This is a genomic window from Halorubrum ejinorense (genome assembly GCF_055389685.1).
In genome coordinates this window covers 36,171-53,839 of record NZ_AP043776.1, presented here as the reverse complement: position 1 = coordinate 53,839, position 17,669 = coordinate 36,171, and the positions used below count along the sequence as shown (strand labels likewise).

General features: G+C 52.4%; 14 protein-coding genes. 4 read left to right on the top strand and 10 right to left on the bottom strand.

The window, feature by feature from the left end; all coding sequences use genetic code 11:
- Window positions 1–255: 255 nt before the first annotated feature.
- Together ACZ5KW_RS00245 and ACZ5KW_RS00240 are read left to right on the top strand one after the other, a co-directional pair.
- A complete protein-coding gene (locus ACZ5KW_RS00245) occupies window positions 256–1,536 on the top strand; it encodes a sulfatase (protein ID WP_343778938.1) in 1,281 nt (426 codons plus the stop codon).
- 3 nt (window positions 1,537–1,539) lie between these two features.
- Window positions 1,540–2,748, top strand: coding sequence for a glycosyltransferase family 4 protein (locus ACZ5KW_RS00240; RefSeq protein ID WP_343778939.1), 1,209 nt, complete (start codon window positions 1,540–1,542; stop codon window positions 2,746–2,748).
- A gap of 32 nt (window positions 2,749–2,780) precedes the next feature.
- Here ACZ5KW_RS00240 and ACZ5KW_RS00235 read toward each other — a convergent pair whose 3' ends face one another.
- The 8 genes from ACZ5KW_RS00235 to ACZ5KW_RS00200 form a co-directional block, all read right to left on the bottom strand.
- Window positions 2,781–4,949 (bottom strand): DUF2206 domain-containing protein, encoded by a 2,169-nt coding sequence (locus tag ACZ5KW_RS00235; RefSeq protein WP_343778941.1) that lies wholly within the window; start codon window positions 4,947–4,949, stop codon window positions 2,781–2,783.
- Window positions 4,950–5,071: 122 nt separating this feature from the next.
- Window positions 5,072–6,163, bottom strand: a complete 1,092-nt coding sequence (locus ACZ5KW_RS00230) for a glycosyltransferase family 4 protein (protein ID WP_343778943.1) — start codon at window positions 6,161–6,163, stop codon at window positions 5,072–5,074.
- A gap of 141 nt (window positions 6,164–6,304) precedes the next feature.
- Window positions 6,305–6,643: a hypothetical protein gene (locus ACZ5KW_RS00225; protein WP_343778945.1), complete on the bottom strand. Its 339-nt coding sequence runs from the start codon at window positions 6,641–6,643 to the stop codon at window positions 6,305–6,307.
- A complete protein-coding gene (locus ACZ5KW_RS00220; protein ID WP_343778946.1) occupies window positions 6,640–7,470 on the bottom strand; it encodes an IS5 family transposase in 831 nt (276 codons plus the stop codon). The genes ACZ5KW_RS00225 and ACZ5KW_RS00220 overlap by 4 nt, the downstream gene beginning before the upstream one ends.
- A gap of 62 nt (window positions 7,471–7,532) precedes the next feature.
- On the bottom strand, window positions 7,533–8,321 hold the full coding sequence (locus tag ACZ5KW_RS00215; RefSeq protein WP_464388563.1) for a sulfatase-like hydrolase/transferase: 789 nt from the start codon (window positions 8,319–8,321) through the stop codon (window positions 7,533–7,535).
- Between the two features lie 744 nt (window positions 8,322–9,065).
- Window positions 9,066–9,596: a glycosyltransferase family 2 protein gene (locus ACZ5KW_RS00210; RefSeq protein ID WP_464388562.1), complete on the bottom strand. Its 531-nt coding sequence runs from the start codon at window positions 9,594–9,596 to the stop codon at window positions 9,066–9,068.
- A 441-nt stretch (window positions 9,597–10,037) separates the two neighbouring features.
- The gene (locus tag ACZ5KW_RS00205) at window positions 10,038–11,579 is read right to left on the bottom strand and encodes a hypothetical protein (protein ID WP_343778948.1); all 1,542 of its coding nucleotides are present in this window, start codon (window positions 11,577–11,579) and stop codon (window positions 10,038–10,040) included.
- Window positions 11,580–11,760: 181 nt separating this feature from the next.
- A complete protein-coding gene (locus ACZ5KW_RS00200; RefSeq protein ID WP_343778950.1) occupies window positions 11,761–13,221 on the bottom strand; it encodes an oligosaccharide flippase family protein in 1,461 nt (486 codons plus the stop codon).
- A gap of 309 nt (window positions 13,222–13,530) precedes the next feature.
- Here ACZ5KW_RS00200 and ACZ5KW_RS00195 point away from each other — a divergent pair, with 309 nt between their 5' ends.
- Complete coding sequence (locus ACZ5KW_RS00195) at window positions 13,531–13,731, top strand: Rossmann-fold NAD(P)-binding domain-containing protein (protein ID WP_371153057.1); 201 nt, start codon at window positions 13,531–13,533, stop codon at window positions 13,729–13,731.
- 616 nt (window positions 13,732–14,347) lie between these two features.
- Window positions 14,348–15,373, top strand: a complete 1,026-nt coding sequence (locus ACZ5KW_RS00190) for a fibronectin type III domain-containing protein (protein WP_343778952.1) — start codon at window positions 14,348–14,350, stop codon at window positions 15,371–15,373.
- 82 nt (window positions 15,374–15,455) lie between these two features.
- Here the strand turns inward: ACZ5KW_RS00190 and ACZ5KW_RS00185 are convergent, their stop codons facing one another.
- Window positions 15,456–17,141 carry a MinD/ParA family ATP-binding protein gene (locus ACZ5KW_RS00185; RefSeq protein WP_343778954.1) on the bottom strand — a complete coding sequence of 562 codons (1,686 nt, stop codon included), beginning with the start codon at window positions 17,139–17,141 and terminating at the stop codon, window positions 15,456–15,458.
- Between the two features lie 66 nt (window positions 17,142–17,207).
- Window positions 17,208–17,546 (bottom strand): DUF5658 family protein, encoded by a 339-nt coding sequence (locus tag ACZ5KW_RS00180; protein ID WP_343778956.1) that lies wholly within the window; start codon window positions 17,544–17,546, stop codon window positions 17,208–17,210.
- Window positions 17,547–17,669 lie beyond the last annotated feature (123 nt).

Genomic DNA, 17,669 nt, shown 5'->3' with positions numbered 1-17,669 from the left:
CATTTAAACTAACAGTTGTATTCTCAGGGAGGCATAGACCCACCGACAGTTTAGGATTTGATCATTTACACTCGTAAAAGCGTAATAGTTATATTATCTATACTATCGGCACAGCCGCAATTTTACACAGATACAGGTGTAATGTATAACCATGAGGTTCGATGACAACAGTCAGATAGCGTATCAGTGTAAACGGTGGCGGGAGTCCCGTCGGGCACGTAACACATATACTGCCGCGTATGCTTCCCGAACACGATGCGCAAAGACCGCCCAAACGTTGTTCTACTGACCGCTGACGCGCTCCGCGCGGATCATCTCGGGTGCTACGGGTACCACCGCGACACCTCACCGGTGCTCGACGCGTTCGCGGACGAGAGCCTTCAGTATACGAACGCGTACAGCGCGAGCTCGCACACGCGAGAAGCGGTGCCGGCGCTGTTGACCGGAGAGTACCCCGACGTCGCCATCGGGTCGGACTACCGCCTCGCGACCGACACCGTGGCGTCGACGCTCTCCGAGGCGGGGTACGCGACCGCAGGTTTTCACTCGAACCCGTTCGTCTCGCGGGCATACGGGTTCGATCAGGGGTTCGACACCTTCGACGACGACCTTCATCTCGGTCAGCACAGGCTGATCGCGCTCGCGCAGCGCGCGGTCGACAAGCTGCGAAATCGACACTACGCCCGGGCCGACGAGATCAACGAACGGTCGCTTGAGTGGCTCGACGCCCAGACCGTCGACGAACCGTTCTTTCTGTGGAATCACTACATGGACACGCACGGCCCGTACGAACCGCCTGGCGAGTACGCAACGCGGTACGCGGACCGGGAGCTGAGCGGCCGCGAGGCCCAGTCGTTATACCAACGCGCGATCGACGACCCCGAGTCGATCACGGAGTCGGAACGCGAGCTGTTGATCGACCTGTACGACGCCGAAATCCGGTACAACGACGAACAGATCGGCGCGTTTCTCGACGCGCTGCGCGAGCGACTCCTCCTCGAGGAGACAATCGTGATCGTGTCGGCCGACCACGGCGACGCCTTCGGCGAGCACGGCTACTACGAACATCCGCGCTACCTCCACGACGAGATCACCCACGTGCCGTTGTTCGTCCGGCTCCCCGACGGAACGAGCGAGACCGTCGAGACGCCCGCGAGCACGCTCAACATCGTCGCGACGATCGAAGGGATAGTCGGCGACGAACTGGAGTTCTCGCTGTTAGATCCGCCGGACGAGGACCGACAGGTGTTCTCGCAGGCGCGCGGCGAAGACGATCACAGCCACCTCCGACGGTACGCACTTCGGACGCGCGAGGAGACCTGTTTCTGCGAGCGTGACACGGAGACCGGCGCGATCGAACACACCGCGTCGACGGACCCGTCGCTACGCTCGGCGTTGGAGGCGCACGTCGAGGAACGAGTGCGCATCGAGAACGGGACTGGTGGCGCGGGCAACGAAGATGGGGGCGACGCAGACGAGGACGACGCGGTCGGCGAGGAGATCGAACAACGGCTCGACGCGCTGGGGTACAAGTAGCACATGCCGGAGACGCTACGCGTCTGTCTCGTCTCGAAACAGTTCCCGCCCGGCGTCGGTGGCGGCGAAACGTACGCGGTCGAACTCGCGAACGGTCTCGGAGAGCGCGGGCACGACGTCGACGTGTACACGCAGTGGATCGACAGCCCCGACGAGGAGGCCGACGTCCACGAGAACGTAACGGTCAACCGAATCTGTAAAGCGCGGCGGAAGCTCGTCACTTTCGAGACGCTCTGGTTCAGTTACAAGGCGCGGCGGGTGATCGATTTCGAGGCGTACGATGTCGTTCACGGGACGATGATGCCCGCCTCGACGATCGGCGTGACGCCATTCAACGAGATCGAGACACCGGTCGTGTTGACGAGCCACGGGACCTCGCTCGGGGAGCAGGGAGCAGTCGCCCTAGAGACGCCGGCGGACTACCTACTGAAGTACTTTTTCCATCCGATGAACGTCGTTATGGACTACGTCGCGAGCCGGGACGCGGACCAGGTGATCGCGATCAGCGACCACGCGTACGAGCAGTTGACGACGAGCTATCAGTTGGACGAGGCAGACGTAGAAATGATCCCCCACGGGGTCGATACGGATTGGTTTTATCCGCGGGAGGAGCGGCATCCAGCCGTGACTGAAGAGAAAACGACATTGCTGTACGTCGGGCGGTTGGGGGCGAGAAAGGGGCTCGATCTGGCGTTGCGAGCGCTCGCGAAAGCCGACGTGCCGGAGTTCGAGTTCCTGATTGCCGGTACAGGACGTCACGAGGAGACTCTTCGAGAGTTGGCTCAGGAGTTAGAGATCAGCGAGCAAGTTCGGTTCCTCGGATACGTGCCGGACGATGAGCTTCCCGCGCTGTACTCGTCGGCAGACGTGTTCGTCCTTCCCTCGAAATACGAGGGATTCGGGCTCGTCGTGTTGGAAGCGGTTGCGTGTGGGACGCCCGTGATCGGAGCAGACGCCGGGGGGATTCCGACTGCGATCGACGAGGGGGAGACCGGAGAGACAGTTCAACGGGAGATAGAGTCGTTTGCTGAGGCACTCATTTCGGTCCAAATAGAGCGTGGTAGGTGGGCGGAGATACCCGTGCGATCCAATGAGGGTGTCGACTGTGATTCTTGGCTAGATATTTCAGCCACTGTAGAGGAGTTATACGAAGAATTACAAACGTATGAAGAGCGTAAATCACGACAACGGGTACACGCTGAGGAAGGATGATCCGGTGAAGGAGTTATCCTGAGATAGAATTATTATCTGTCGTAATGGATTTTGTCTCGTCCGGTCGTATAGACAGTGTTCGATTCGGTGTAGGACGGGAGGGGCTCATGCGAGTAGAAAATGAACCCAAGATGGCTTACCGTATTCACCCCAGTAACCGTGTCCGGTTCGCTGAGATACACGTATCCACTTGGTGACTCCACGGAGCTATCGATACCAACAGACTGGATATTAGCGTATCTGTCTCCCTCATAGAACACTGAGATGAATTTGCCGAGCGCTGTTCTGTGAACAGTTGCTCCATCGGGGAAGTGCCCTAAAATAAAGTTTGAAGCGATAACACTGTTACGCGAGGCCGTCGCACGATAGTAGGAGAACTGTTCCTGATTCGAACCGTCTTCAATGATTCGGTCACCGTCGATGATCGGTTGGGGAGAGACGTCGTGAGTCGCCGCCGCCGAGACAAATCCAGACGTGACTAACAAGAATATGACAATCAAGGTTAGCGCAGGTTTGGCTCCTATTCGTTTGACCCGAACCGATCTGAGAACCAGTATCGGGAACGGGGCAAGGATAATCATCACAAGTGCGAATAGTCGTCCGGGGCTCAGGATCTGCGGTCCAGCTGAAAGCGGGAAAAACAGGAACATCCCTACGGCGAGATGGACATAATTCGAGTCCTCGAGAACGTCATCCGAGAGACCGGGGAACACGTTCCGGTCTATCCAGTGCTGTATGTTGAGCAGGTAGGGAATTCCGTGACCGAAGTATCGAAGATACACGAGACTGATACCAATCGAGGTGAACACTCCGAGCAGGGCGTGCCCGATAAACAGGATTTCGTAAGATCCAGCGGGCATTCCGAACGCGCCCCCAGTCGCTTCGCCTGTCGCGATGTTTACCGAGCGAACGGCCGTGCTTTGCGGCGTAAAGAACAGCGAGCCGGAGATCTGCCTGTAGATGGAGTTGGCGATGAAACTGAACGTCCCATTCGTCAAGAACCCGTACCAAACGACGATCAGGGTTGTGAAGAACGCAACTCGTGTCAGCTGGAGCTCAGACGGTCGTTTTCCGTCTAGGAGAATCGATGCTAACACGTTCAATGAATACGCAACGACGAGAGCAAACACCACTAGTGGTCCAACTCCGTAGTGAGACGTGATCACACTCCAAAAGAAGGCGAGAACGAGGAGCCTCCGGAAGCGGTCCGGAAGGTCAGTGTTCAAAAGAGCGAGAAACAGGAACGAAGTAAAGAAGATTGCAGCACCTGTTCTGGTATTCCGACTGATTATCGTGTATGTCTGGGGAAGAATGATGTACAGTATGCCAGCTAAGAACGCGATGTCTTTCGAAAAGTATCGCGAAGCGAGAAGATAGGTAACGACTGGAACTATGGCGAACAACAGCGGATGAAAGAGTTTGAATGTCCATAGCAGACTTGTGTCAGTCAAGAGTGAGTAGGCGGGCTGAAGCACTCCAATCCGCGGCATTGCGTCTTTAGCCGCACCGGGGATCCAGTATCCGTTTTCAAGAACAGTATCTGCTATCACATACTCCGCCCGCCCATCGCCACGGTTGAGGTACGTCATAATGACCGTGTTCTGTAAAAGAAGGGCGAGTGAGACGGCTGCGATTGTCACCGGATAGTACTTTCCACGCTCGTCAAAGTAGTACACTAACACCGGAACACTCGCGGTACAAGCAATAGCGAGAAGTGTAAGCTGATTAAATCCATATTGGTTGATGAATACGGCGCCACTGACGGCGAGCGTCGGGACGAACATCAAGAGCAAGAGAATTCGTACATCGTAATCTGAGAGTCGATCGACGAGCGATTGGGTGTTAGCTTGTTCGGTAGCGGTCCAGACGAAGCCGGTCAACACTGCGGAGGCGGCGACGTAAATCATCGACATCGTCGGCTGGGTAAACGGAGCTAGATCGGTGGAAAATCCAAGATAAGCCGCGTTCGCCGAGGAACCAATGAACATCGAGAAGGCGACGCTGAATCCAACCGCGTAGAGGAAACCAGTGAGAGTGAACCGGTCTAGGACGTAGCTGACGAATAAGAAACCGGGAATGAATGAAAGGATCAGAAACCCGGTTACGCCTTGAATAATCGAGATACCTGGCAGGTTCACAGGAAGTAGCGTCAGCAAATGGAGCGAAAGCACAAACAGCGAGAACCGGACCGAATCCGGCATTATCGGCGCTCTGATCCAATTGTTACGAACAGCAAGTGCCTGGCGAATACTCATAGTAACGTACTGGAATCTCGTGAACGAACGTTGTGTGGGTATAATTAACTTACGTCGATATCGTCTGGTCAAGCCTGGTTCAAATGCTGTCTGATTGCGTCTTCTAATTTGGCCTCAAAGTCAGCTTGGTCACCATCGGTCGCTAACACGGCGTTCTCGATTGATCGAACTGCTGGAATGGAGTCGTACGCAACAATCGTAGTACCGAAGCGGTTCGCCTCCGAAAGTGGAAGGCCCCAGCCCTCAGAGAGCGAGCACGTCGCGTAAACATCGCTGATATGATAAAAACCGGCGAGGATCTCGTCCTCAACGAAGCCGGTAAGGATCACATCCTCACTCGCTTTCTCGCGAACGGTATCGGCGTACTCGTCCATTGTGTCTTTGCCGACTAACACAAGCTTGTAATCGACGCTGTCGTTCTTTATTTTCTTGAAAGACTCAATGAGTTTGTCAATCCGTTTCCGGGGTGTGATACGACCAACATGTAGTATAACCGTATCAGTTGGTTCGATATCATACCTATCTTGGATCGTCGCCTGAGACGCAACTTCGGGGAATCGGGACTCCGGAATAGTGTTTGGGACGTAGATAGCATCACGGTCTGTTTTTGAATCGATATACGATTTCGACTCCTCACTGACAGCACAGATATAGTCCGCATCCCGTACGGTGAAATGTCCCGTTTCCAGATGATGTTGGATCTTCGCCCAGATTCTCGCCGCGCCGTCAAATAGATCATCAGATGACTGGGAGGGATGTGACCAAAACACGTAGGTCGTTCCCTGAACGCGGGAAGCAAGGTAGCTCAGTATCGAAAAAGGGAATCTGTGAGCAATGACAAGGTCAATGTTGTCCATCCGGGAAATAAAGTTTACACCACTAGGAGTCACTGTTGAGATAATCTTATCAATCTCTTTATACGGAGTTGTCTCAAACCGGCCGATTTTATATAGTGTAACACCATCTGGCGGTTCTTTGTTTCCATCAAGTGTGTCGATCTCGACATCGAAACCGTGCTCAGAGAGTGCAATCGCCTGCTGTTCAATTACACGTGCGACACCGCCAATGTCAGTGTAAGAAGCTCCACAAATCGCGATTGAATTGATATCTGCCGAGAGTGATTCAACGAAATCGACAATAGAGGGATAGTTATCGTTCATTTCTGGGTCTTATGGCATAATGATACGAGTGGGTGAGAATAAATAACTATTGGACTACCTATTTAACCGCCAATGTTTGAATTTCTAGCGCAATTTGAAATACAATAATACGATTCACTATTTACATTCAGAGGGGAGATATCAAAATAGAAGTATTGTTGAATACTTATACCCAAGCGCTTTTAATTGCCCTTCTACCATTGTAGAAGTCTCAGTAATTAAATCTACGTCGTCCCAGTGGTCTGGTAAGCAATTTAGTAGGTCTTGGATCGTTTCAGAAGAGAGTGTATCAAACTGCTCACCACTTCCTTCATAGACAGTTGCGTCGAGAGTAACATCGTCAGTCTCTGAGCGAATTATTTTGTTATTTCCTCTGTAGACAGCTTTTCTCTCGGTTCCGTACCCAGTAGCCTCACAAAGCACCTCACGATCATTTAGAATAGCCTGCTTTGTTGAATCCGATGACGGCGTCGGGGTCACTGTTTGAGCGCCTGTTCGAGGTTGTAGACTGTGGCGGTCAACACGAGTTCGCGGAACTCGCGGTACCACGCGCGAGGATGGACAGCGGGGCCGAACCGACGCTTGATGGCCGAAAAGGCGGTCTCGGCCATCCAGCGTTGGCCGTATAACTCGCTGTCCAACCGTGCGTTGTGTGCGTGATCGTACGCAGCAAACAGCCGGTGACGCAGCAAAGGCCGTACGCCCTCTGAACGGAGGGCGTCCCGGAGAGATTGGTCATCATAGCCTTTGTCGCCGGCGAGACTCTCTATTTTCCCGATGTTGCGAAGAGCGACTCGACGGCCAGTTTGTGTGTCGTGAGGCCAGTGTGCCGAGCAGTGAAGATCGAGGATGGCACACGAGTCTGTATCGACGAGCGCCGTCGTTTTGAGCGTGCGTATGTGGCGATCCGAGCGGTGTTGGTAGTGTCTCGATGCCGTTTCGCGGTCGAAGAACGTGGCATCGATGGCACCGTGCGAGCCCGGATCGCAGATGTTCGCGGACTCACGAAGGAACCCACGCCATATCGACATGGGCACCCTCTCAAACGACCGATACAGCGTTGAGGGTGCGGGAAATGCCGTCCGCGCCAGCTGTAACAGACCACGAACGCGATCCATCTCACTCGCCCAATCCACAATCTCGCGGTACGTCGCGTCCATGTGAACCCGCAAAAAATGGAGCGTCACATGCTTCCACCCGGGAAATCCGTGGCCAGTCGGATCACTCACCGCCGTTGGACTGGCGGCACAGCGCTTTTGAGCCAGCGACGCGGCTTGCTTAACGAAGCGGAAGAGTAGGTTAGTCACATTCGACTCTTCCGCTTCGCTTTCACCTTCAGAGCGACGCTATCCCGCTGCCTTCTGCGGATTCAACAGAGCAGAATAGCCTCAAACCAGCTCATTCCCCCGAAAGACGAATCCTCGATTCCGAGGCCGGAAGATACTGTTTTCGGTAGATCTCTACCGCTAAGACAACCACGTTCTGAGGCGTTTAGATCGCGATTGGGATGACGGATCGCGGCCGGCACACGCGCTATCATATGGAGTTTCCCCGTGTCCAACGCCGTACTTCGGCCTAGAATCAGCGAACTGTTGATCCAACTCGTAGTGTTCCCACATCCCTCACCGTGGTCTCCAATGACGATCAGGAGGGTATCATTCATTAGATCACTAATTATTTTTTGAAGAATGTCCTCAATGTATTCAAGCGCTACTTGATAGAGAGAAAGACGTTGTTCTCGCCAGTCGCTAGGGGCCTCCTCGAAATTATTTGCGTACTTTTCGAGCGAGGACAGACCATCTAGCGAGCCATCAACACCATTCTTGCGAGCATACTCCGCGGGGGGTTCGATCGGTGCGTGGAGACCACTCAATTGTAGGTACGCATACGTTCGTTCTCGGCTGGTCCGCCAGTCTTGATAATCAGTAATAATTGTTTCCGCATCAGCGTCACCATAGACACGATGGGTTTCAAACCATCCTTGAAGAGCGAGAAACGGGTTGATGAAACCCGCACCGAGATATGTATCAAAACCGGCCTGCCCCAGGAAAGCTGGCAACGTCAGAGATCCGTCGTACTGCTTAGGTAATGCCAGTGCCTCACCGTCGTTGGGATCGTTATGTGCGACCGCTCCGTGTTCGTGTGGATATAATCCAATTTGTATCGAGGTAACAGAAGGGAACGTCCACGTACCGGAAGCGATCGCCTTGGTGAATTTCAGCGGGATATCTGGAACAAAGTCGGGACGAAGCGCATCGATAGTAATGAGTACTTATTTCAACACCTTCGTTTGTGTATTAATAACTTTTACGTGGTGAACCTAATGTTGAACAAACTAAGTTGAGAACAATATAAACCACAAAATGTGTCCCACCACGCGCGCATAGCCTTATCCGCAACGTGCCGCGGTGAGATGGTCCTCTCATCGTCGTTTTAGCCGTCATGCTACACTTCTACCAACCGGTAAACGCATCGGCTTCGAGGTCACTTTTCGAGAACACATACCCGGTAGCATAGGTTGTACCACACGTATCAACGTTACCGATCGTGTTCGCGAGTCGCTCCTCCGAGGACCTCCCATTTGACCAGATATAATCACGCTCCGGTTGATCGATTCTCGCTACATATCTAGTTGACACGCGTCAAGAAAACAACAATATCTCACCCCTTCGAAAAGACGTTTGTCCCAATCGTCTCGACATACTAAACTCTAGCAACGACGCTTACTCCTGCGCCCACACAGATGTTGGGGATCGCGCGGTATCCGTGTGTGTTGGTCCGAACTTTTGCTTGTTGGATGGAGTCAATAACTTACTATTAGTTAAGTAACATGGAATAATAATTTGTTCCACATTCGGATTACATCCGCTTGAATTATTTTTCCCTGATGTTTCAACTGTTATTATAGATGTGTTCGTACACGGGCCTGAAATACTCTAATCAAATTTTCTGTAAACCTTGGAAAGAAAGAATAAGCGGCCGCCGCGATTTTGCCAGTGTGCTTACTAACTATCGAGTGTGGGTGATCTAGAACAGTGAAATATCGTTTCGGATACCGCGCTCGAAATTTGCGTTCGATCTCGCGGTCTACACTAGTACGTAGAGGGCCTTGGTGTTTTACTTCCAGTCTCGTATCCTGTTGACAACGCTCTAAGCTGTATTCAATTTCCATCCGCCAACCAAAATCTGTATCGGCTCTCCAGCCATCCAGCTCGGAGTCAAAGCCTCCTATATCGAGTGCCAGATCTTTTCGATACGCAAGATTCGCTCCAGGATAATTCCGAGGTGGTACTTGATGCTTATCAAGTGTACTCTCTACGAGTACTAACTCAGGATTATTGTTGAATTTCTTGTATATATCTCCTACCCAGGTCTCAGGAGGGATACAGTCGTCATCCGTCTGTGCGATGATATCAGCCTCGGCCGCTTCCATTCCCTTATTCCGGGCTTCACATCGGTTCAGTTCTGCGTCAGAGATAACGACTACCTCATACGCATTGAACGATTGGTTTCGTAACGGCTCTGGAGGTTCGTAATCGTTCTTTGGAAGTGTGGGAATAGCAACTGACACTTCTGGATTAGGATGTGTAATCGGCTTTATTACGGACACAATCCTGATATGCGATATACACATTATAAATGTATCTTTCAGACGATTTTTTACCTGTTTCTTTTGATCTTCTCTGATGTATTAGCAGTAGTGAAGTTTATATAGCTATCTAGTGATAAAATGTTTAATCTTGTAAATAACAAATTATAGTAGACATATAATAATTGTTTGGAACTGTTTTAAATTCCTACCATATTATTCTTGTCCGCTACATCCTCATTGTGCCAGCCATGGTGACTAACATTCCGTTCCAAGGAGCGTATACTAAAACGAAGTTGAATACTCAAATATTGGCTTCCAATTGCCGTCTGTGTCATACGCAACTAGTGCAGCGTTACCACTTCCCGTTGGGTCCCAATTACTGCCATCAGCAACTGCGAAGGTCGCCTCTTTCGGAAAGTCGGGTTTCGATTCGTGTATTTTCAGCCCGAATGTGGTTTGCGGCGAATTGCGATTTCCTCCCACACGGTACACGCCGTCTTCGAGCGGATTAATATGTGTTATCTCGTGGGGTAAATAAGATCCATCTTCAACTGTAACATCGTGTGGTGAGATCACTTGTATTCTAGCCGGCGCATCTTTTTTTATTGTCATGTCAGTAAATGGCTGGATTCTTACGTTCCTGGCCTGTGTCTGGATATTAAGCGTATTAAATGCAGAAGTCCCGAGGAAAGTGGTAGCGCCGACAGAGTTGCCGGGGCCGTCTCCAGAATCTTCTAATCCAAACTGGACATCATAGTGATTATCTCTACCGCTATCACCCTCTGTTGACATTCCACCCATAAATCCCCTTCCTGAATCGCAGAAACAAACATTATTCGTATAATAGTCATTTCGGAATTCTCTAGCATTAGTAAATGAAACGCCCCCAGTTATGCTCCACGCGCCACTCTTTATATACGCTGCTGAGCGGGAAGCTTTTTTTGAGGATAATGTCCCTCCGAACATCCCAAACGTTGCTCCACTAAATAATCCTGCGTAGCGGTCGTAGAGTTGTTCTCCAGTTTCATTATCTGCTTTCCCAATAATAGGAAACAATCTATCGCTCCAATTAGCGATATCAACGTTAATCAGCAAGTTCCGAAATCCATCTAATGCTATTGGGCCAGCACGGCTCACGACATCGCGCACGATCCAATTTGAAGACAAGGCATTACGCGTGTTTGGATTTTCAATATCTTTTGCTGCGAGGATACAAAAGCCGGGATCAGAGGCCTTTCTGTCAAAAAATATATTCTCTATTAAAACTCTGTCAGTAAAGTCTTCAGCCCTAATTACAGCTTCGTGTGTTCCAGGATCGTTAATTGTCTGGAATTGTCCAGCTCCAACTCCTGATAATCTAAATCTGTCAGTTGGGTCATATCCCTCACCTTGGCGTTCATCCTTTGGTACTTTTGGGATAGTTATGCCTGCCTCAGTTATTTCTTCAGCGAGTATAATATCTCGAAAACCCTCATCAATCGCTTTCTGTATACTATCAAATGCGCTTGAGACTGAGGGCGCAACAACGGCAGTCGAAGAGTTCCCAGCCTTAAGATGTTCACCGGTTACTGAACTACCTGACTCTAACTTCTTGACCTTCCGGTCTGCTAACACCCAAGCGGTCCCATTACCGTAGTACACCGCACCAGAGTCAGTCGCTTCGTACTTTGTGCCCTCTTTTGGTTCGTATTCTCCTTTATTTTCCTCAAGCGCGCGAATTTCGATGTCTGAGTCGAGTTGCTCAAAGTTATCGTTCAGCGGAATATTCCAATCTAATGTACCTTCACTTGGCATATTATAATTATGACTTGGTGTTTTTGCCATATATAAATTTGAATCCGGACCCATATATATACCTATCGTTAATATTATCAAGACCAGTAATTCCAAATAGTTAATTACAATTCAAGTATAGAATAATATAAATATAGATGTTGATCTAAGATTGTGATTTTAATGTTTGTAGAATCGTTAATATACTATCTTACACAGCAATCAATAAAGTCTAATTTGTATATTTACTAATGATATTTTCAGGAACTAACGGCTCAGCGAGTTCCCACATAGATTCTCGGATAGGCCTATATACAAGTAGGACTACAATGTAAAGAACTGCTCCCAGAGTAACAGAGAGCAAGAGGTCAATAAGAGAACGGACACCAAACTCAATCAAGGTCAACCGAAGAGCAATGCCCATTATTACACTGGAGATTACGCTCCAAATGAGCTTGTTAACTGGGATATTTATTGTGATAAAATTAGTCATATAGTATACATTAATAACTGTTCCTACGAGAACAGCAGCTGCTGTTCCAATTGCGGCCCCTGTAATCCCAAGAGCATATATGAGCGATATATTTAATATAAGATTAGTTGTAACTGCGAAAATAGTCGCAATCATCGTAAGATCTGGGCGATCAAAGGCGTCTAACACTCGGCCATATACTCCATCAATAACTTCGAAGAACCGGAGTCCAACTAGGATAATCAGCGCGGGGGCAGCGACGGCAAATTCATTTCCGAATAAGTATATGAGTATCTCATCTGAGAGTAAAACTACACCCACTAACGCAGGAGTAACTACCACTAATGCGGGAACAAAAGCCTCCGACAGTACTTGTTCTATTTTATCTTTTTTATTTTCTGTATGCCACTTGCTTATTTGTGGAAAAAGAACTTGTGTAATTGACCTACTAACAAATGTCACGAGCAGCGATACTCGCCATGCGTTCTCGTATGCTCCGATTTCAGCGCGTGCTACACCAAGCTCTAAACTGACAAACATCGTAATAATGAGAACATCCATCCAGCTATAGATAATTCCCCCAATAGAATTCACAAAAGTAAACTTACTAAAATCAAAAAGGGATCTTAGATGCTCCCAGTGCGGAACTGCTGGATAGATTGATATTTTCCACGTTGCAGCCACAAACACTGCGATTCTTCCGAGTATATGACTGTATATAATGGCTTCAACTCCATAACCAACAGATAACAATGTGTACCCGACAGTTAGCCAAGTAAGTGGTTGTATCATACGGATTAGAGCCGTTTCTCCGACCCGTAATTCGCCATTAAGAATCGCGATCGAAAAGCTGCTACCAATTTCAAGCCAAAGCGCTATCAACAGTATCCCTGCAACATTAGCACCGATATAATTAGCTATCAAGTCTTGATACAGATATACCGGAACAGAAAAAAGAGCTAATAAAAGGAACCGCATTAATATACCGGCGCCAAAGAACTGAGAACGCTCTTTTCCTTCGCTTATCCGCTTTGCGACAGCACGAGAGAGTCCAAAGTCTATGGGTAACGACAAGATCCCCAACAACGCGACGAACGGATAGTATACGCCTAGGGGGTCAGCACCTAATACCTGAGAAAACACCACGGTAGCGACGAAACTGGCCAGACTTGTAACCACCTTCGCTAAAAATATCTTCACAGAAGCTCGTGCCAAGTTCATTAGACTCGTATATTCATTCTCTAGCTTAATAAAAAATCTAGTGGTTAGTATTTTAGATCTGCGGGCTAATATCACACTATTAAACAACTATAACAAGAATATGTATAAGATATAAATTATAGAGAGATTCCTAGAAAAGCTAAATCTGTATTTTGTGTTTCTAGTAATAAATTAATAATTAATTGTATATTATCTAGTTTAGTTTGTATATTATTAATCCATCTCCCCGTCGGCCCCATACTCCAAAGCACACGGACCACGGTCCCGGACTCGCGTTCAAACCGGGCACCGACGTTCTGCGCAACCCACATGCTACCTGGGGTCCGCGGGCTCCCAGAGCGCGGCGGGACCGTGACTACGTACAATCCGGTCTCAACCGAAAACGCCAGAGAGTACCTCAATGACATCGACTACAGCGAGTCCGCGGAAGCCGCACTCGCCGGTACCGACGGCGCTGTCGTCGTCACAGAAGTGACGAATTCGCGACCCCCGACGAGGAGTTCAGCTTGATGGCCGACCCGGTCGTGGCTGATGGACGGCGAATCATCGAGCATAGTGACGGAATCACGTACGAAGAGCTAACATTGTGACCGCCGAAATTCAGCGAGAACTCTCCACTCAATCCCTCACTCTGTGACCGACAAGTAACTGTTCGAAGCCCGCTACAGTCGCTAACTCCCTCGACCGTACGATACATCTGCGAACATTCGAGCCGCGACACCCTCCGACTCGCTGATATTTATTAGAACGATAACCAGTCAGAGATAGACCGGATCCGGACCAGGTTGAGTTCAAACACGCAGAACAAGATCGTTAGACAATTGCTGTCCGTCGGCGGAGTGTATTGTTCAATCTATTTCGCCACGACAGACGAGCGGACCGATATTGCCTGATCCCCACACAGCGGAGTTGTGTAAGCGCCTCAGAAGTCGGCCTCCCGACCGGATTACTCGTGTCACAGATGATAGATTCCGAGTATTCGAACACAACTACCGACGAGAGTCAGCCCCAAAATTGATAATCTGACCCTAGTGCTCATATACTCTATTAATTTTTATAATATATGTCAAAGAAAGAAACGACAAGCGAGAGACAGAACAGTCGGACGCGCCTTTCCCGTCGATCGGTGGTCAAATCGCTCGGTGCCGGTGCCGCCGCCGTCGCGCTCGGGTCGGGGACTGCGACGGCCTCATCGGACGGCTACGGCGACGGCGGGTACGGCACCGGGGTGTACGGAGGCCCTACCGGAACGCTGACCGTCGCGACCGACGGGGCGCGCGACGTCGGAGAGACAACGGCGACGCTCGACGGATCGCTGACCAACCTCGGCACCGCCGCCTCCGCGAACGTCGCCTTCGAGTACCGGAACACCGGCGACGCCACCTGGACCGCCACCGCCGCGCAGACGCTCTCGTCGACAGGCGGTTTCAGCGCGTCCCTCTCGGGACTGGGTGACGGCGACGAGTACGAGTTCAGGGCGGTGGCGGTAGGAAGCGACGGCGAGTCGACGACCGGCTCGACGGCCGCCTTCACGACCGTCGAACACCTGGTGAGCGCTTCGACCGACGGAGCGACAAGCATTGGGGAGACGAGCGCGACCATAGCGGGCTCGCTGCCCGACCTCGGCAACGCCGATTCGGCCGAAGTCTCGTTCGAGTACCGCGACGCTGGGAGCAGCACCTGGGAGGCGACGGCGACACAGGCGCTGACCGCGACAGGAGGCTTCAGCGAGACCGTAACCGGTCTGGCAAGCGACACGGGCTACGAGTTCCGAGCGCACGCCGTGGCGAGCGACGGCGACACGGCGACCGGGAACTCGGTCGCGTTCGCGACGACGGTCGCGGAAAGCGACCCAGTGATCGAGACGTTCGACGTTTCGGAGGCCGGATCACCGAACCCGCACGCGGAGATCAGCGTCGACTGGGTCGTTTCCGACGCAGACGGTGACCTAAATGCGGTCTCCGTCCGGGTCGACGACGCTGACGGCACGATGGTGAGATTCAGCGAGACCAGAGTCGGCGGCGGTAGCGCCTCTGGCTCCGAGTCGTACAAGATCAAAAAAGGGGGCGGAGAGGTCTACGATGTCACGCTCCGCGTGAAAGAAGACGCCGGCAGCGCCGTCAGCGAGACGAAATCGGTGAGGGGCGACTAGCCCCGGTCGCCCACGCGTTCACAGTAGACCGGTCCTCCCGCGACGCGATGGGCGGGCGGCCGGACGCTCGCTTCCGGACGGTTCACGCGACGCCGCCGTACCCGCCTTGCCCGTAGCCGACCGTGCTGAGCTCCCCGTCGCCCGGCTCCGACGGCGACGTCTCGTCCGTCGTGTCGTCGCCCCCGCTGCCGTCGTCCGTTCCCGTGTTCCCCGTGCCTCCCCCGTTCGTGGGAGACGAGTCGTCGGTATCTGTCGAGCCATCGTCCAAGTCCTGACCGGTGTTTAGGTCGTCGCTAGGGTCGGTCGTGTCGGTGACGTTTCGGGGAACTGTGGTGTTGGTATTCTCAGGGTCAGTCGTGTTAGTGACGCTGCTGGAGTCCGTCTTGTTGTCGACACCCCCGGTTTCCGTCTCGTTCGCTGTCGGGTCTTCGTCCGAACCGCCGTCCACCAACTCGACCGTCTGTTCCGTCCGGTTGACGCCGCCGGCCGAAATCGACCCTGTGTCCGTCATGTTGGTCGTCGCGTTCGCCGCTCCCGAACCGGTCGACATCACCGGCGCCCCGCCGTAGCCGAACCCCTCGATCGTCGGCGTCTCGCGCGTGTTCAGTATCCCGGCGGACACGCCCCCCACGGCGGCCGTGAGCGCGGCCAGCGCACCGCGGCGGGTGAGTTTGGTCCCACCGGAATCATCATCGTCCGGTTCTTCACCGGACGCGTTCGTCTCGGCAGCGGAATCGGTCGTGTCACCTGTAGCCGCGGTCGTTTCCGAAGGAGTCTCATCGGTGTCCACAGATCCGTCACGCGCTCCAGCCCCGTCGTCCGAAGACGTGTCGCTGTCGCCTAGGTCTCCGGTTGAGACGGCAGGCGTGAGGAACGGATCGGCGGGTTGTGGAAGCCAGATCGAAGCATTCGGCGTCGTCGCCCGATCAACTCCGGCTCGAAGCCGTCGAAGGACGATTTGAGCGAGGTTCCGGTAGCTTTCCACACCGGGGTCCGACGGAGAGTCGAGCACCGCTGCTGCCCCGGCCGCGACCGCATCCGATTCGGGTATCGCCGCGAGTAGTTCGCAATCCCAGTCCGCCGCATCTGCGTTGCCGTCGACGCGCGTGAGTGCGGTACCGATCAGTGGCCGTCCGTTTGTACGGAGGGATTCGTGAAGCGTCGCCACGTTCCGCTTCACCGCGTCGTCGAGAGTCGAGACCATGACGACGCCGTCCGCAGCGTCGAGCGCTCCCTCGGTCGCGTCGCTGAACGGGTGACCCGTGTCACAAATAACGAGGTCGTAGTCGGTGAGACCGCGGACGAAGGCGTCAAACCGCTTCCGGGCGACCGCCACGCTTGCGGCAGAAAGAACCTCGGCGCCGGCCGGACCCGCCTGAACGGCGTCGTTAATCGTCGACCGACCGGCGATTACCTCTTGGAGCGTCGAGTTCGGCTTTTCGATGTCCAACTGTTCCGTTAGAGACGGTGTATCGAGGTCACAGTCGACGAGCAGGACGTCGTGGCCGGCGTCGGAGAGCAGGCTACCGAGCGCGACGACTGAGGTCGTCTTGCCCGTTCCGCGCGTGCCGCCCGTGACCGCCACCGTATGATTCATCTTGGATAATTGTCTCTCCCAAACGGGAACATATATCTCCACGCACCAAATTATCAAAGCTGAATTCATAATGTAAATAAAATCAGATTTCGGGGGGTTCTCGTCGTGTAACGCGGTAGGGAGATGCTTATCAGGTCTAAGGAACGACGGCAATATATCGAACCAATCCAAAATATGCGTACTGTCTGTTCGGTACTGATTCGGATTGAACTGCGCGAACGGAGGAGGTGAGAGAGCCTATCCGTGGGTGACAGCCAGTACGAGCCCGTTCCAAATCGTGACCAGGATGCCGACCGTTGCTAACCCAAGCGGGATTCCGATCCGTTCTGGGTGAGGAAAGAACTTCCAAGCGGCGTACGAGAGACCCAACACACCGGTTTTTAACGCGACCATCCCATACATTCCGTACCGATCAACCACGGGGTCACCGAGTGGGCCTGCCTCGGCGATTCCGCCGGAGGCGACTCCGATTCCGGTCGTGAGCAGGTCCCCCACCAGAAAGAACGAAACTGTAAGAACCCAGAGTTGGCGGTCATAACGCGCGAGAAAGCTCGAAGTCTCCTTTGTCCCGCTCATGATCGAGGGAGCGACAAAAGCGGTTGGGGGCCTACGCGATTTCGCGAACGCTTTTGTGTCATATTCTCGGTGGAAGTACAGGTGGCAACGGTATAAATAGACTGAGCCGCGGCGTCAGACCAC

Coding starts and splice junctions, on each gene's coding strand:
- ACZ5KW_RS00245 (WP_343778938.1), top strand. CDS start 256: ATGCGCAAAGACCGCCCAAACGTTGTTCTACTGACCGCTGACGCGCTC.
- ACZ5KW_RS00240 (WP_343778939.1), top strand. CDS start 1,540: ATGCCGGAGACGCTACGCGTCTGTCTCGTCTCGAAACAGTTCCCGCCC.
- ACZ5KW_RS00235 (WP_343778941.1), bottom strand. CDS start 4,949: ATGCCGGATTCGGTCCGGTTCTCGCTGTTTGTGCTTTCGCTCCATTTG.
- ACZ5KW_RS00230 (WP_343778943.1), bottom strand. CDS start 6,163: ATGAACGATAACTATCCCTCTATTGTCGATTTCGTTGAATCACTCTCG.
- ACZ5KW_RS00210 (WP_464388562.1), bottom strand. CDS start 9,596: ATGGAAGCGGCCGAGGCTGATATCATCGCACAGACGGATGACGACTGT.
- ACZ5KW_RS00205 (WP_343778948.1), bottom strand. CDS start 11,579: ATGGCAAAAACACCAAGTCATAATTATAATATGCCAAGTGAAGGTACA.
- ACZ5KW_RS00200 (WP_343778950.1), bottom strand. CDS start 13,221: ATGAACTTGGCACGAGCTTCTGTGAAGATATTTTTAGCGAAGGTGGTT.
- ACZ5KW_RS00195 (WP_371153057.1), top strand. CDS start 13,531: ATGCTACCTGGGGTCCGCGGGCTCCCAGAGCGCGGCGGGACCGTGACT.
- ACZ5KW_RS00180 (WP_343778956.1), bottom strand. CDS start 17,546: ATGAGCGGGACAAAGGAGACTTCGAGCTTTCTCGCGCGTTATGACCGC.